At 46.2% G+C, this 15,932-nt stretch carries 16 protein-coding genes and 1 riboswitch; all 16 genes read left to right on the plus strand.

Going from position 1 to position 15,932, the window contains the following annotated elements; all coding sequences use genetic code 11:
* The first annotated feature begins 53 nt into the window (after positions 1-53).
* The 16 genes from JL57_RS02995 to purC all read left to right on the plus strand — a co-directional run bounded on the left by JL57_RS02995 (position 54) and on the right by purC (position 15,872).
* The gene (locus tag JL57_RS02995) at positions 54-344 is read left to right on the plus strand and encodes a UxaA family hydrolase (protein ID WP_034140577.1); all 291 of its coding nucleotides are present in this window, start codon (positions 54-56) and stop codon (positions 342-344) included.
* 5 nt (positions 345-349) lie between these two features.
* The gene (locus JL57_RS03000; RefSeq protein WP_034140639.1) at positions 350-1,501 is read left to right on the plus strand and encodes a UxaA family hydrolase; all 1,152 of its coding nucleotides are present in this window, start codon (positions 350-352) and stop codon (positions 1,499-1,501) included.
* 34 nt (positions 1,502-1,535) lie between these two features.
* A complete protein-coding gene (locus JL57_RS03005; RefSeq protein WP_291299631.1) occupies positions 1,536-2,954 on the plus strand; it encodes an FAD-binding oxidoreductase in 1,419 nt (472 codons plus the stop codon).
* Complete coding sequence (locus JL57_RS03010; RefSeq protein WP_034140578.1) at positions 2,944-4,206, plus strand: (Fe-S)-binding protein; 1,263 nt, start codon at positions 2,944-2,946, stop codon at positions 4,204-4,206. Before JL57_RS03005 ends, JL57_RS03010 begins: the two co-directional genes overlap by 11 nt.
* Before the next feature lie 16 nt (positions 4,207-4,222).
* A complete protein-coding gene (locus tag JL57_RS03015; protein WP_034140579.1) occupies positions 4,223-4,615 on the plus strand; it encodes a 4Fe-4S binding protein in 393 nt (130 codons plus the stop codon).
* Positions 4,612-6,423 (plus strand): aldehyde ferredoxin oxidoreductase family protein, encoded by a 1,812-nt coding sequence (locus JL57_RS03020; RefSeq protein WP_034140580.1) that lies wholly within the window; start codon positions 4,612-4,614, stop codon positions 6,421-6,423. Before JL57_RS03015 ends, JL57_RS03020 begins: the two co-directional genes overlap by 4 nt.
* Before the next feature lie 69 nt (positions 6,424-6,492).
* Positions 6,493-7,437 carry a dihydrodipicolinate synthase family protein gene (locus tag JL57_RS03025; RefSeq protein ID WP_034140581.1) on the plus strand — a complete coding sequence of 315 codons (945 nt, stop codon included), beginning with the start codon at positions 6,493-6,495 and terminating at the stop codon, positions 7,435-7,437.
* Between the two features lie 67 nt (positions 7,438-7,504).
* A complete protein-coding gene (gene ilvD, locus JL57_RS03030; RefSeq protein ID WP_034140582.1) occupies positions 7,505-9,169 on the plus strand; it encodes a dihydroxy-acid dehydratase in 1,665 nt (554 codons plus the stop codon).
* Positions 9,170-9,191: 22 nt separating this feature from the next.
* On the plus strand, positions 9,192-10,088 hold the full coding sequence (gene dapA / locus JL57_RS03035; protein WP_045691218.1) for a 4-hydroxy-tetrahydrodipicolinate synthase: 897 nt from the start codon (positions 9,192-9,194) through the stop codon (positions 10,086-10,088).
* A gap of 9 nt (positions 10,089-10,097) precedes the next feature.
* On the plus strand, positions 10,098-11,375 hold the full coding sequence (locus JL57_RS03040) for an iron-sulfur cluster binding protein (protein ID WP_291299632.1): 1,278 nt from the start codon (positions 10,098-10,100) through the stop codon (positions 11,373-11,375).
* 7 nt (positions 11,376-11,382) lie between these two features.
* A complete protein-coding gene (locus JL57_RS03045) occupies positions 11,383-11,613 on the plus strand; it encodes a MoaD/ThiS family protein (RefSeq protein ID WP_291299633.1) in 231 nt (76 codons plus the stop codon).
* 75 nt (positions 11,614-11,688) lie between these two features.
* On the plus strand, positions 11,689-12,630 hold the full coding sequence (locus JL57_RS03050; RefSeq protein WP_034140585.1) for a sugar kinase: 942 nt from the start codon (positions 11,689-11,691) through the stop codon (positions 12,628-12,630).
* Positions 12,630-12,818 carry an NAD-binding protein gene (locus tag JL57_RS03055; protein ID WP_034140586.1) on the plus strand — a complete coding sequence of 63 codons (189 nt, stop codon included), beginning with the start codon at positions 12,630-12,632 and terminating at the stop codon, positions 12,816-12,818. The genes JL57_RS03050 and JL57_RS03055 overlap by 1 nt, the downstream gene beginning before the upstream one ends.
* A 129-nt stretch (positions 12,819-12,947) precedes the next feature.
* Positions 12,948-13,049: riboswitch (purine riboswitch) on the plus strand.
* Positions 13,050-13,261: 212 nt separating this feature from the next.
* Positions 13,262-13,771 (plus strand): 5-(carboxyamino)imidazole ribonucleotide mutase, encoded by a 510-nt coding sequence (purE, locus tag JL57_RS03060; RefSeq protein ID WP_034140587.1) that lies wholly within the window; start codon positions 13,262-13,264, stop codon positions 13,769-13,771.
* The gene (gene purB / locus JL57_RS03065) at positions 13,768-15,063 is read left to right on the plus strand and encodes an adenylosuccinate lyase (protein WP_034140588.1); all 1,296 of its coding nucleotides are present in this window, start codon (positions 13,768-13,770) and stop codon (positions 15,061-15,063) included. Before purE ends, purB begins: the two co-directional genes overlap by 4 nt.
* 89 nt (positions 15,064-15,152) lie before the next feature.
* Positions 15,153-15,872 carry a phosphoribosylaminoimidazolesuccinocarboxamide synthase gene (gene purC / locus JL57_RS03070; RefSeq protein WP_034140589.1) on the plus strand — a complete coding sequence of 240 codons (720 nt, stop codon included), beginning with the start codon at positions 15,153-15,155 and terminating at the stop codon, positions 15,870-15,872.
* The last annotated feature ends 60 nt before the right edge of the window (positions 15,873-15,932 follow it).

Below are 15,932 nucleotides of genomic sequence, written 5' to 3' on the forward strand. Positions count from 1 at the left end.
TCCGTTTATAACTATGAACTTTGTTTATATATATGAATAAAAGGAGGGTTAATATGAAACATCGAGCCATTGTAATGTCCAGGGAGGACAATGTTGCAACGGCACTCGAAGACCTTGTGGCCAATTGTGCAGTTGGGGTTAGGGACGGAGCGGAACTAAAGGCCACCATTTTAAAGGAAGAAATTCCTTTTGGTCACAAATTCGCTACAGAGACCATACTGAGAGGCACAAGCGTAATCAAATATGGGCAGGTCATTGGTGCTGCGACGCAGGATATTCAAGCGGGAGCACATGCCCATGTACATAATGTTGAGAGCCTACGAGGAAGGGGGGATAAACAGTGAAACTTATGGGATATCGCCGATCAAATGGTAAGGTTGGAGTTCGTAATCATGTCTTGATTCTTTCCAGCATTGTCTGCGCTAATCATGTAGCTGATCACATTTTCAGACAGGTAGCAGGGACTGTCAGTGTTACCCATCAGCACGGATGTGCCCAAGTTGGGTCAGACTTTGAACAGACGTTTAGAACTTTAGTTGGATTTGCGGCTCATCCCAATGTTTATGGTACGGTCGTGGTTGGGCTGGGCTGCGAACAGATGGAGGCAGAAAGAGTAGCAGAAGCGGCTCGCCAAGCAGGTCATGAGAATATAGAGGTCGTGATTATTCAGCAGGAAGGTGGAACTCTGAAAGCGATTGCCAAGGGTGCTCAGATCGCTCGGGAATTGGTAGGGAGAGCGAGTCAAGTCTCCCGGGAGGAAATAAATTTCGAAGACATCATTTTCTCGACCGAGTGTGGCGGATCTGACGCCTGCTCAGGCATTTCCGGTAATCCAGCCTTAGGGTATTGCAGTGATAAAATTGTGGATCAAGGAGGAACCGTCATTCTGGCTGAAACCACTGAACTAATTGGTGCTGAGCATTTATTAGCAGAACGAAGTGTGGATGATACGGTTCGTCAGAGAGTGTTCCAAGTCATTAACCGGATGGAACAAAGCATATTGGACATGGGGGTTGATCTCAGGGGTGCACAGCCTTCTCCAGGAAATATGCAGGGAGGGATCACAACCATTGAAGAAAAGTCTTTAGGTTGTGTTCATAAAGGTGGGCATCGGGCATTACAGGAAATCATTGATTATGCCCATCAACCCACGAAGAAAGGCTTAGTCTGGATGGATACTCCGGGGCATGATATTGAGCAATTGACTGGAATGGTTGCCGGAGGGTCACAGATTGTTGTTTTTACGACGGGCCGAGGTACTCCGACCGGGTCTCCTATTGCACCGGTAATTAAGGTTGCGACCAACACCTTTACGTATAAAAACATGAGAGACAATATGGATCTCAATGCCGGAACGATCGTCACAGGGGATGAAACTATCGAAGAGGTTGGGGAACGTCTATTTGTGGAAGTTTGCGACGTGATATCTGGGAAACTGACCCAGTCGGAGATTTTAGGGCATCATGAGTTCGGAATTAACCGAATCGGACCCACTTGTTAAATCTTCGCAGTAAGTAAAGCAGGAAGCTTGAGAGGTGAAAAGTGTGTTACCTGAGCAACTGATTCAAGAAATGGTCCAAGTTTTGGGTAAGGACCGAGTTAAAAAGGAACTTGAGGATCTCATTTGTTATTCCTATGATTCAACGAATATGATTGAAATGCCTGGAGTCGTCGTTTTTCCAAAAACAACAATAGAGGTTTCCAGCCTGTTGAAAATCGCCACCCACTGGCGGATACCTGTAACAACACGTGGGGGAGGGACGAACCTCGTGGGAGGAACGGTACCTCAAGAAGGTACGATTGTACTTTCCACTCAGCTTTTTAATCAGATAGTAGAAGTCGATGAGGAAAATTTAGTTGCCGTTGTCGAACCCGGTTTGATTACCCGGGACCTGCATCGAGCAGTAGAAGCTAGAGGGCTTTTTTATCCGCCAGATCCCGCATCCTTAAACATGTCGACGATCGGAGGAAATGTTGCCGAAAATGCCGGCGGTCCTCGAGGGTTTAAGTACGGTGTGACCAGGGACTATCTCCTGGGGCTTACAGTGGTCCTAATGGATGGTCGCATCATAAAAGCCGGCGGCCGGACAATCAAAAATGTCAGCGGCTATGATTTGACCCGTTTTTTCGCGGGTTCAGAGGGGACGCTCGGGGTGATAACTGAGATTACTGTTCGGCTCATTCCGCTTCCAGAGTATAAACGAACCATGCTAGTTCTGTTTGATGAACTTGGTCAGGCTGCAGAGACAGTATCAGCTATTATAAAGGGTAAAGTGGTACCCACAACGCTTGAACTCATGGACCATGAAATTATTGATTTGATTGAGCAACGGGATCCCGTGGGATTTCCCCGCGATGTTGGAGCAGCCATGCTCTTCGAAGTCGATGGAGGGCAAAACGAGGTTCAAGCGCAAATTGAGAAAATAGAACGGATCTGCCTTAACCAAGGTGCCAGATCTGTAAAATTAGCAGCTAATCAAGAAGAAGCTGACAACTTATGGCGGGGCCGTAGAAATGCTTTTGGGGTAATGGCCCAAAGTTTCACAAATGTTTACCCGGAAGATGCTACAGTTCCTCGCAATAAGGTTCCCGAGATGATTAAACGCATGAAAGAAATCGGGAAGAAGTTTAATGTGGGGATGCTGATTTTAGGACACATGGGCGATGGCAATTTACACCCTAATATTTGTATTAATGATGATCAACCGGGAGCGCTGGAACGGGCAGAACAGGCCATTGATGCCTTGTTTGCCGCAGCCTTGGAGTGTGGTGGAACTTTAAGTGGTGAACATGGGATTGGTCGAGCCAAGAAAAAGTATTTAAGCTGGCAGTTTGATGCTGATACGATCGCTGTCATGAAAGAGCTTAAACGGACGTTAGATCCTTATGGGCTCCTGAATCCTGGTAAGATTTTCGAGGTAGACAGAGAAGAGGGGCATAACAATGTTAGATAAGGCAAGGCTGTATGCCGAAAGCAAAAAATGCATTCGCTGTGGGCTTTGTCAAGCAGTATGTCCTTCTTACCGTGCCATGCGTAATGAAGCAAGTGTAGCTCGGGGGAGAAATCGTTTAATCAGGTTACTTCTAGAAGGACAACTTAGCATGACTCCCCGCCTCAAGGAGGATATGTTTGCTTGTTTAGGATGTGAAGCTTGTAAAATTAATTGCCCTGCCGGAGTGATCACGCCTGAACTAATCTCTGCATTAAAGGCTGAATACGTGGAAAAAGATGGCTTGCCATTTATTCAACGGACTATTTTGCGTGGAGTCTTGCCACATAGTAAACGCTTTGCTCTCGCAATGAAAATGTTTAAATTAGGACAAACGGTGAAGATCGTTCCAGGGGTAGCCAGTAAGATGCCCGAAACCTTGAGTGGCCGTTTAGCCGCAATACCGGAACGGCTTCCTAAGCCACTCTCAGAGGAACTGGGGAAGCAGGATTTTCCTGATGGAACCAAAGTGGCTTACTTTTTGAGTTGTACGACAAATTTCATGTTTCCGGACCTAGGCTGGGATGCGTTGCAGGTGTTAGAAAGGGCTGGACATGGGACAGCGATTTCCACAGAGACTGTCTGCTGTGGGAAACCGCAAGCTAGTTTGGGTGACAAAGAGACGACGGTAAAAATGGCAATCCACAATATTAGGGCTTTGAGTAACTTGAATGTGGAAGCTATTTTAACGGATTGTGCGACCTGTGGTTCGGCCTTGAAAGAGTATCCCCATTGGCTTAAAGGACATCCGATGGAGGAAGAAGCTAAAGGTATAGCCGAAAAAGTGCAGGACATCAGTGAGTATTTAGTGAAAAAAGGGTTTAAGGTGGGTTCACTCCACCAAAACCTGAGGGTAACCTATCATGATCCCTGCCATTTAAACCATGTCTTAGGTGTGCGCACTGAACCTAGGCAAATCTTAAAGGCTCTTCCTGGAGTAGAGTTTGTCGAGAGTCCGGATGCTGACCGATGCTGTGGCGGAGCAGGGAGCTTCTGCTTAACCCACCCGGAAATCTCAGAGAGGATTTTGGAGCCCAAGGTGAGTTCCCTTGCTTCTACGAACCCTGATTTAGTCGCCACGGGTTGCCCGATGTGTAAAATCCAACTGCAATATGGCTTAAGAAAAACGGACGTAAAAGTTATTCATCCAGTTCAATTGTTAGCCCGAACGTTTAGTGAAAAGACTCTGCGTCCTGACCGTTCAGCGAATAAATAATTAAAGGAGTGAGAAAATGCTGATCTTTGATGCCAAGATCTGTACGGGTTGCCGAATTTGTGAACAGACTTGCTTCCAGGTTCATTATCAAGGGACTGCGGAAGATAATAGCAAGATCAAGATGGTAAGCCATTGGCCGGAAGAAGAAGTCGTCTCCGTCTGCCGTCAATGTTCTAACCCGAAATGTCTTGAAGCTTGCCCTACCGAAGCTCTTCACCAAGTCAATGGAGTGATTCAAGTCGACCGTGAAAAGTGTACGCAATGTTACCTGTGTTTTGATGCTTGTCCCTTCGAAGCCAGAGTGATTGATCAAAAGGGATATCCGATTTTTTGCGATACGTGTACTGGAAAGTACCTATGTGCTCAGATGTGTCCGGCGAAAGCCGTGAAAAGAGGTGGTCATCAATGAGTTATGGTTATACAGGAAAACGACTTGATATTGAGTTAACCACGTCGACTTGGACCGTGACCGAGTTATCCCCTGAATTGTTGAGCCGTTATATTGGCGGAAAAGGTTTGGCCGCGCGGATCATTTACGATGAAGTAGATCCGGGCTGCGATCCTTTATCTCCCGAGAATTATTTAGTGTTTGCAACAGGTCCTTTAACCGGAACCCTAGCACCCTTAAGTGGCAGAACCGTTGTGGGAACAAAGAGTCCTTTAACTGGAATATGGGTTGATTCGAATGCCGGCGGTTTCTTAGGGCCAGAGCTCAAACGGGCAGGTTACGATGTGGTAGTCATCAAAGGAAAGGCTCTAGCCCCAGTGAACATTTTAATTGAAGATGGCTTGATTAGCTTTAAACCAGCAGATTCCCTCTGGGGCTTAGATTGTGAAGAAACCCATAACCGATTGAAAGCGGAATACGGTGCGGATTATCGGGTGGCTTGTATCGGACCAGCAGGGGAACAATTGATTCCTATCAGTGCGATCATCTCGGAAATGAGAGGTTTTGGTCGGGGTGGAGTAGGAGCGGTGATGGGGTCTAAGAATCTCAAGGCCCTTGTGGCACGCGGCACCCAGACCCTAAAAATCTTTGATCCGGAAGCTTTTATGATGATTAATCAAGAAGCTTACAATGAGCTAGCGATCCATCCTGATACAGGTGGGGGCAGGCAACGTTATGGCTCAAATGTGATCTACTCCGCAATGAATGAGCTAGGAGTTCATCCAGTGAAGAACTTTCAAAGTTCAGTCAACGAATATGCCGAGGCACTCAGCGAGGACCGGATGCGTGAGGATTTAGTTGAGAAGGATAAAGCGTGTTTTGGCTGTCCTGTGGCCTGCAGTAAGTTCTCCAAAGTTAAGCAAGGTAAGTATAAAGGGGAATACACCGAGGGACCTGAATATGAAAATACCTGGGCCTTTGGAACTCAGTGTGGAAATGGTGACTATGGTGCGGTGGTGGCTGCTGAACACATTTGTGATCAGTATGGGATCGACTCCATCTCGGCAGGTAATGCCATTGGCTTTGCCATGGAATGTGTTCAGCGAGGAATCATCAGCCAAGAAGAGATAGGCTACGCCTTACAGTTCGGGAATACGGATAGTATGATTCAGATGCTTCACCAAATTGGTAAGGGTGAAGGTCTGGGCCAGCTCTTGGGCTTAGGAACTAAAGCAGCGGCACAAAAATTAGGGCAAGGCTCCGAAGTTTTTGCAATGCATGTCAAGGGATTAGAATTACCAGCGTATGATCCCAGGGGTGCCTATGCCATGGGACTAGCTTATGCTACTAGTGACCGAGGGGGATGCCATCTTAGAAGTTGGCCTATTGCAGCAGAAGCTTTGCAAAACCAAGGCCGGATCGACCCCTACTCCATTGAATTTAAAGCAGAGTATGTAAAGAATGAACAAGATCTTATTTCCATCGTGGATTCGATAGGGATGTGTCTTTTCGCAACGTTTGCCCTTTCTCCTCGTCAGCTTGTCCGATTGATCTATGCAGCAACCGGGCTGGAGAGGTTTAAAGAAATTGAAGATGTTTTAGAATCCGGGGAACGGATCTATAACCTTACCCGGCTCTTTAATCTGCGCGAAGGAGTCGAACCAGATACTTTACCAGCGCGGTTACTCGATGAGGAAATGCCCGATGGACCTGCTCAAGGGAACCGGACCCCTCTGAAAGAAATGCTTGAAGAATATTACTTTCTACGAGGTTGGGATGAGTTAGGGACGCCTGGGCAAGAAAAATTAGCACAATTAAAGCTTGTCTAAAAGAAAGCTTTGAACACGAGAGAGTGACTCGTTCAACTAAAGACAAAATTATGGAAGGATGTGATCTTTGTGTATAAACCCGAAGGTGTCTATGTTGCTATGCTTACCCCTTTTGATGCACATGGAGAAATTGATGAATTATCATTACGACAATCAACGGAATTTGCAATCCAGCAAGGGGTTAATGGTCTTTTCCCTAATAGTACGGTGGGAGAATTCGTGCAAATGGACCTTGAGGAAAAGATCCGGGTCATGGAGATTGTTGTTGATCAAGCTGCAGGTAGGGTTCCGGTTACACCGGGAGCTGCGGATACGCACGCTAAAGGCTCGATTCGGATGGCACAAGAAGCTTTGCGTTTAGGCTGTGAGGCGGTTGTCATTACGACTCCCTGGTATTTGCCGACCAGTCAGGAAATGATTGAGCGTCACATGGAGGCGGTTACTGAGGCCGTAGATATACCGATTATCTTATATAATATTCCGATGTTTACAGCACCTATTTCCTATGATGTGGTTAAACGCTTGAGCCGCAACAAGAACATTGTCGGTATGAAAGATAGTAGTGGAAGCATGTCAGATAATATGCACTTCATGGATAAAATACGCTTGGCCGGGACCCATGATAAGTTTAACTTTCTAGTCGGTAGAGAGGAGACCTTTTTCCCTGCCCTGATGGCCGGAGCGAAGGGAAGTATGACAGCAAGTGCCGGCATTATTCCGGAAGTGATTGTGGGAATTTATAATGCTTTCCTGGAAAAGGACTATGCGAAAGCAATGGAGTTACAGTATTCTTTCCTGGCATTATTGCGTGCTATGAATGCGGCACCGTTCCCGGTTGCTTTTAAGGCAGCTATGGAAGTAAGAGGGTTCTCGATGGGGGCTCAAAGGGCCATGTTGTCAAATGCCGAGAAATACAACTTAAGATTAGTACGTTCACGGATCGAAAAGGTTATGAAACAGCTTTTAGGAAGCACCTACAAAGTGGATGTTGAGAAACTAGTCAGTTCAAAATAATATTGAAAACGGGTGCAATGATGTCTTTTAATGACAATTGCACCCTTATTCAAAGGGAGAGAAAAATATGAGTTGGAGAAGCCAATCCCTGTTGGGAGTTCCGGAAGGGGCATTGGCCCGTGGCCTATATCGATCTATGGGATATATGGATGACGATTTTAAAAAGCCGGTGATAGCCATCGTCAATACTTGGAATACCGTATGCCCTGGGCACTTTAACCTGAAAGAGGTCGCGGCCGCTGTCAAAGAAGGGATCGCGCAAAAGGGTGGTATGGCGGTAGAGTTCGGAACGATCGGGCCCTGTGATGGAATTGCCCAGGGACACGAAGGAATGACCTATATTCTTCCTTCACGTGAAGTGATTCTTCACAGCATAGAAGTTATGGTGGAAGCTCACCGGTTTGATGGACTGGTTTTATTAGGTTCTTGCGATAAAACAGTTCCGGCTTTGCTCATGGCAGCTGTCCGTCTGGATTTACCGGCGATTCTGGTTAATGGTGGTCCCATGGAACCGGGAACTCGACATGGCCGGGATATTGATGTGAATGAAATCGAAATTGCCGTCGGGGAGTACCATGCCGGAAAAATCGATTTAGCAGAGCTCACCTATGTAGAAAAATCAGCTTGTCCGACTCCCGGTTCGTGTACCATGCTCGGAACAGCGAATACGATGTCGTGTTTAAGCGAAGTGTTGGGACTCTCTCTTCCAGGAAGTGCAACAGTTCCCGCTACTTATTCCAAACGGTTGCAGGTGGCCCGTGAATCAGGTAACAGGGTGGTTGATCTCGTTCGTGAAGGAGTCAACCCTCGACAAATCATCACGGCCCAGGCTCTAGAAAATGCGATTCGCGTCGGTCTAGCAATTGGGGGTTCAACCAATCAGGTTTTGCATTTACTGGCCTTAGCTGAGGAAGCGGACCTTTCACTAGAGATTAATGATTTCGATCGCTTGAGTATGGAAACCCCTCATCTTGCGTCTGTGATGACTGCTAGCGCCTACGATATGGTCGATTTCCATCGGGCAGGGGGAATTCCTGCTGTGATGCACCAATTGCTGCCAATGCTCCACGGAGAGGCCTTGACTGTGAGCGGTTATACAGTTGAGGAGAATGTTAGAGATGCCCATATTGAGGATGAAAGGGTGATACGACCCCTTGAGAATCCCTTTAAACCGGATGGTGGGTTAGCTATTATGAGAGGAAATCTGGCCCCTCAAAGTGCAGTTGCCAAACCGTCGGCTATACCTGCAGAACGTCTGCAAGTAGAAGGGCCAGCTGTCGTATTTAACTCTGAACAAGAGCTTATTTTGGCTATTAAGGAACAGAAAATTGAGCGCGGGGATATCATCGTCGTCCGCTATGAAGGGCCAAAAGGTGGACCCGGTATGAGGGAGATGTATACACCGCTCAAACTTCTTGATGGCTATGACCTAGCCGAACATGTTTACTTAATCACAGATGGCCGATTTTCCGGCTCCAACCGAGGAGGATTTGTGGGTCACATTTGTCCCGAGGCAGCAGAAGGAGGCCCTCTGGCTATTGTGGAAAACGGGGATCGCATAAGTATTGACATTCCGAATCGTCGGCTTGATCTCCTAGTGAGCGAGGAAGAAATGGCGCGGCGTTTTGAAGCTTGGCAAGAGCCGATGCTTAAAATGAGAAAAGGATATTTGGCCCTTTATGCGAATCTGGTCAAGTCCGCTTTTCGTGGGGCTGTCATGAAGTATGAATAAGGCACTGGAGGCTGAAAATGACATGAAAAGACTAAACTTAAGAGGTGTCATCCCGGCCGTACTGACACCCTACGATTCAAATCATCAGATTGATGAACAGACTTTACGTCATTATATTGACTACCTGATAGAAAATAGGGTTCATGGACTTTTTATTGCCGGTACCAATGGAGAGGGCCCTGTCCTTAAAATGAAAGAAAAGAAGGACCTGATCCGTATTGCTGTCGAGCAAACAGCTCGCCGTATTCCTGTGATTGTCCAAACGGGTGAAATAAGCACGGAGGAGACCGTTGAACTAACAGAATATGCTCAAGAGGTCGGTGCCGATGCAGTGGCTATTGTAGCGCCTTGGTACTTTCCTCATGATAACGAGAGTCTGTACAATCATTTTGGCACGGTCGCCGAGAGTGTGCCGGAGCTGCCCATCTATCTTTACAATATCCCTAGTAATGCTAAAAATGATCTCAAGCCTGTTCTGGTTAAGAAGTTAGCAGATCACTATTCCAATATTCACGGCGTGAAGGATTCTTCCAAAGATTTGGATCGCTTATGTGAGTACATCGATTTACTAGGCAAGGACTTCACAGTTGTGATTGGAACGGACTCTATGGTAGTGCCTGCCATGATGATGGGAGCAAGGGGTGTAGTTTCAGCGGTCGGCGATGTCTTCCCGGAGATTATGGTCCAAATGTATGAGGAGTTTATGGCCGGCCATTATCAAGAAGCGGTCCGTTTGCAGTTTCTCGTAATTAATATTCGGAAAGCCCTCAAAATAGGGCCCTACATTACGCCCTACAAAGCGGCTCTCAGTTTGCGAGGCATTCCTTTTGCTGGAATCAGGCCGCCCTTTCGCTTGCCAACGGAAGAAGAAGTTCAGGAGATGAAACTTGCCTTAGACTGTTTAGGGGTTCTCAAATAAGGGGGAAGAGTGTTGGAATCTTTAAATTTGAAACGGTTTAGCGATATTCCACTGCCCAAGTTCGTAAAGGTTAAACAGCTCTTTAAGCAAGATCGAATTGACGATGTTGTTCAAGAAGTTAGGGCTCAACTAATACCTCATTTAACTCATCTCCAAGGCAAAACCATTGCCATCGGGGTTGGAAGCAGGGGAATTGCCAATATCAAGGTAATAACCAAGACGTTGGTCAATGAATTGATCACAGCAGGAGCAAAACCCTTTATTATTCCAACTATGGGGAGCCATGGCGGGGCAACGGCTTTAGGACAAGCGGGCGTTTTAGCAACCTACGGGATTACTCCAGACAGTATGGGAGTTCCGGTCGACGCCTCCCTGGAGGTGGTGAGTATCGGAGAACTTGAACCAGGGCTTCCGATCTACGTCGCCCAAAGTGCTCTTCAAGCGGAGGGGATCATCGTGATTGCCCGTGTGAAAGCTCATACCGCCTTCAGGGGACCCATTGAGAGTGGCGTGGCGAAGATGATTACGATTGGATTAGGCAAACAAATTGGAGCGGACTCCTTACATCACCAGGGCTTTGGGCGTTTTGCGGAATTAATTCCCAAGGCTGCTCAAATGATTGTTGAGAAATCGAAGGTGTTATTTGCCCTGGGAATTGTGGAAAATGCATATGAACAAACCTATAAAATAGAAGTAATTTCACGCCCTGAAATTCTAGCCATGGATAAAGAGCGGGCCTTACTCGAAGAAAGCAAAAAAATAATGGGGCAACTCCTATTTCCCGAGTTTGACGTGTTAGTGATCGAAGAGATTGGAAAAAACATCAGTGGGGACGGTCAAGATCCTAATGTGACGGGCCTATATATTAACAAGTATTGTAGCGGCGGTCCGAGATTTCAAAAAAGCGTTATCTTTGGTTTAACTGAAGAAACGCATGGAAACGCCAATGGAATGGGGGTTGTCGATGTCGTTGCCCGAAACTTATTTGACGACATAGACTTCGGTTCGACGTATACCAATTCTTTTACTAGTACTGAGATTTTACCAGTCAAAATCCCGATGGTGGCGGGCAGCAAAGAGGACGCTCTGCGGATTGTAGTCAAAACCTGTAATGGGGTAGAGCGCGGGAAACATCGAATCGTGTGGATCAAAAACACTCTGGAGTTAGAGGAGATCGTGATTAGTGAAGCTTTACTTGAAGAGGCACAGGCCCACTCCCAAATCGAAGTTTTGACTCAGCCTGGAGAGCTTACATTTAATCAAGGTGAACCAATATTCCCGTGGTAAAGGGGTGGTGACGTTGCGTGTTGTTATAAAACTATTTGCCAGTCTCCGAATTGGGCGTTTTATAATGGAAGAGTGGAACATGCCCGAAGGAATTACAGTCTTAACTGCCTTGAATCTTTTAGAGCTTCACCTGTCTGACGTTTCCATCGTCCGAGTTAATGGTAAAGCGGTATCTGATGACTATGTTTTGCAGGATTCAGACCAATTAGCGTTATTCCCCCCAATGGGAGGGGGGTGAGGATAAAGGGAACTAATCCAGGAAGGTAGAGAGATATTATGTTTTCAAAGAAGTGGAAGGCGGGAGTGGAGATTTTTGGATGTCGTAACCATCGGTGAAACTATGGTCCTTTTTATTCCCACATCGGTGGGTCCTTTAAGGTATGCAGGCCAATTTGAAAAATCCATCGGGGGAGCGGAATCTAATGTTGCGATAGGGTTATCCAGATTAGGACATCAATGCGGTTGGATTAGCCGGTTAGGTCAGGATGAATTTGGACTTTATGTCCGCAATTATATCCGGGGTGAAGGGGTGGATACCTCACAGGTTATCTTTGATGAGCAGCATGCGACGGCCGTCTTTTTTAAAGAAAGACAAATCAGGCAAGAACCCAAAATATCTTATTATCGTAAAAATTCAGCCGCTAGTGAGATGACCCCTAATGATTTAAATGAGGAATATATTGCAAAAGCAAAATTTTTGCATATCACTGGGATCACACCTGCTTTAAGTTCATCTTGTCAAGAGACGATATTTCAGGCCATCCGCTTGGCCAAAAAAAATGCTGTGACGGTGGTTTTCGATCCCAATATTCGACTAAAGCTTTGGTCTCCTAAAGAGGCGAAAGTAACACTTATGAACATTGCGGGGGAAAGTGACATTGTTTTACCGGGACTTGAAGAAGGGTTCATTCTGACAGGGGAAATGAAACCGGAGTCAATTGCCAGCCAATTAATAGAGCATGGAGCCAAACTAGTTGTGGTTAAGCTCGGTGCAGGTGGAGCTTATTATGCTAATCAGACAGAAACGGGTCTGGTTCCGGGCTTTACGGTCGAGCAGATTGTTGACCCTATCGGGGCAGGTGATGCTTTTGCGGCAGGCTTATTATCGGGCTTATTACGGGGATTCCCTTTGCCAGAAGCTGTAAAACTAGCGAACCAAGTAGGGTCCTATGCTTTAACCGTAGCGGGTGATGTGGAAGGGCTTCCATTTTGGTCGCAGGTTAACCCCAACCGGAAGCCGGTGGTATACCGTTAATGTATAAAGACTTGGGCTTAGCCACGAGCATTGCTGCCCAACTCCAAGTGCCCGTGCCAGTACTTTCCCTCGTCAAGGAAATGTTACAGATGGCCATCCTAAAAGGGTATGCCAATGAAGATATGTGTTCTGTTGTTAAATGCTATGAAGAATGGGCGGGGGTTGAAGTCGCGAAGAGTAAAGAATAGGGTTGATCAAAATTGGTTGTGTAGGAAAAGCAAAAGATTTACTGAGCCTAATCGAACGTTTTTATTTAAATAAATATTAATGTTCGATTTTCTATTGACCTTAAGGATACCTTCTTGTAAAATGAACTTATCCAAAATTCATAAGGAGTTCATATAACCGCGGTGATATGGTCCGCAAGTTTCTACCAGGCTGCCGTAAATTGCCTGACTATGAGCGAAAGTGTACCTAGGGCAATTGATTTTGTCCAAGTGGTACAGGTTTGATTGAGCAATCAAATCACACCGAAGGGATAAAAGCCCAGGCGGGTAGGTTTCACTCTGATTAAAAGGGTGTAATCTGCTCTGGTCTGGGTTTTTGCTATGGTTAGGGGTAAGGAAAAGAGTAAAAGTAAGGATAAGGGTAAGGATAAACGTAAGATTAGGGAAAGAGGGGCGAAAATTAGATGAGCCAGATTGGGGTCATTATGGGAAGTGATTCAGACTACAAAATCATGGAGGACACACTGACAGTTCTCCGTCAATTTGAACTTGATTTTGAAGTCAAAATATCTTCCGCCCATAGAACATTGGATAGAACCGTAGACTGGGTGAAAGCTTTTGAAGCTCAAGGAGGAAAACTCATCATTGCAGCGGCAGGGTTAGCTGCTCATTTGCCAGGGGTTGTGGCCGGGGCAACAATTCTACCTGTGATCGGTGTTCCCCTCAGTAGTGGTGCCATGGAAGGTATCGACGCACTTTATTCCATTGTGCAAATGCCTCCAGGAATTCCTGTTGCCACCGTAGGCATTGGTGCAGCACGCAATGCTGCGTTGCTAGCGGTACAGATTCTAGCCATTCAGGATAAACCTTTGAGTATTAAGGTTTATAACTATCGAACCCAGATGCAGAAGGACATCGAAGCGAAGGACGAAGTGTTGCAAAAACGCTTAAGTGAAAAGGGGACTCAAGTATGATTGAACGGTATACGCTTCCTGAAATGGGGGGGATTTGGACAGACGAACATCGCCTCGCTCTCTGGTTGAAGATTGAAATTGCCGCCTGTGAAGGGTGGGCCAAACTAGGAAAGATTCCGAATGAGGCAGTGGAGGTCATCCGAGAGAAGGCTGCTTTTTCGTGGGAAAGGGTACAGGCTATTGAAGAAGTAACCCAACATGATGTGTTAGCATTCTTGACCAATGTTGCAGAGAATGTGGGAGATGAAGCAAAACACATTCATCTTGGCCTTACATCTTCAGATGTTCTGGATACAGCCTTATCCCTACAATTGGTAGAAGCGTCTGATATTTTGTTGTCTAAAATGGAAGGGTTGGAAGCGTCCTTACGCCGCAGGGCGCTGGAACATCGGGATACCCTAATGATGGGGCGAACGCATGGAATTCACGCTGAGCCGATTACCCTGGGGTTGAAGTTTGCGCTCTGGTACGATGAAATTAGACGTCAAAAGAAGCGTTTGGATTTTGCCCGTGAGGAAATACGGGTAGGCAAGATTTCTGGAGCAGTAGGGACGTTTGCCAATGTAGATCCTCAAGTTGAAGCACATGTTTGCCAAGTACTTCACTTAGAGCCAGCTTTAATATCGACACAAATCCTACAACGCGATCGGCATGCCTTCTTCATGACGACGCTTGCGGGTATCGCAAGCTCGCTGGATAAAATGGCGACCGAGCTTCGTAACCTACAGCGGACCGATGTACATGAAGTGGAAGAAGCCTTTGCCAAAGGTCAGAAAGGCTCCTCAGCTATGCCTCACAAGAAGAATCCCATAACTCCAGAACGCATTTGCGGCATGGCCCGGGTTATTCGTGCCAATGCTCAAGTAGCCTTGGAGAATGTCGCCTTATGGCATGAACGAGATATCTCCCATTCCTCGGCGGAGCGGATGATTTTACCGGACAGCACCATTGCTCTCGACTATATGCTCCATAAGATGACCCAGCTTATAGGACGGTTGGAAGTATTTCCAGAGCAAATGAAGCTGAACATTGACAAGGGATTCGGCCTGATTTTTTCCCAACGCGTCATGCTGGCCTTAGTCGAAAAGGGTGCCAGTCGGGAGTCAGCATACGCTTTAGTTCAAGGCAATGCTATGGAAGCCTGGAATAGCAAAGAACAATTCCAGAACCTGATCAGTAGAGACTCAAGTATACGGGAATATTTAAATACAGAAGAAATTAACGACCTGTTTGATTATGCTTACCATACGAAGCACGTAGAAGATATTTTTCAACGCTTAGGCCTAGAATAGGTGAGATGAATGCAAATGAATTGCACGTTCACCAAGCTCTGGAGCGGCGAACGTGCTAATAAACTGACGATTGAAGGAGGAAAAATTATATGGAAAAGTTGGAATTAAGGTATGAGGGAAAAGCGAAGAGAGTTTACGATACTGATCAGAGTGACTATTTCTGGGTAGCCTATAAAGATGATGCTACTGCTTTTAATGGCGAGAAAAAAGGACAAATCGTGGATAAGGGAGAAGTCAATAATCAGTTATCAGCACTCTTCTTTGAAGAGATAGAAAAAGCGGGTATCCCAACCCACTATGTTCGATTGTTAAGCGAGCGGGATATGCTTGTGCGTCGCCTAGACATGATTCCCCTCGAGGTGGTTGTTCGTAACATTGTAGCCGGAAGCTTAGCGAAACGTGTTGGAGTCGAGGAGGGCTTTGTTCTCAGCCGACCGGTTGTGGAATTGTATTATAAAGATGATGAACTAGGAGATCCGATGGTCAATGAATCTCATGTCGCAGCGATGGGATGGGCTAGCGTGGATCATACGCGAGAAATTCAAGCTTTAGGCTTTAGAATTAACGAAATTTTAAAGAACATCTTAGTAAAAGCGGGGATCGACTTGATTGACTTTAAACTAGAGTTTGGGGTTGCGGATGGAAAAGTCTATCTGGGAGATGAGATATCTCCAGATACTTGCCGTTATTGGGATATCGAAACTCGTGAGAAGCTCGACAAGGATCGTTTCCGACGGGATCTTGGCAGAGTGGAAGAGGCCTATCAGGAAGTCTATCGTCGGGTAAAAGACGCCCTTGCTCAGGCGTAGGACAAAGCTGAATTTTAAGAGTTAAGGTAATTCGGGATAGGAATTAATCATTTATTCACT

The sequence above is a fragment of the Desulfosporosinus sp. BICA1-9 genome, from assembly GCF_000802135.1.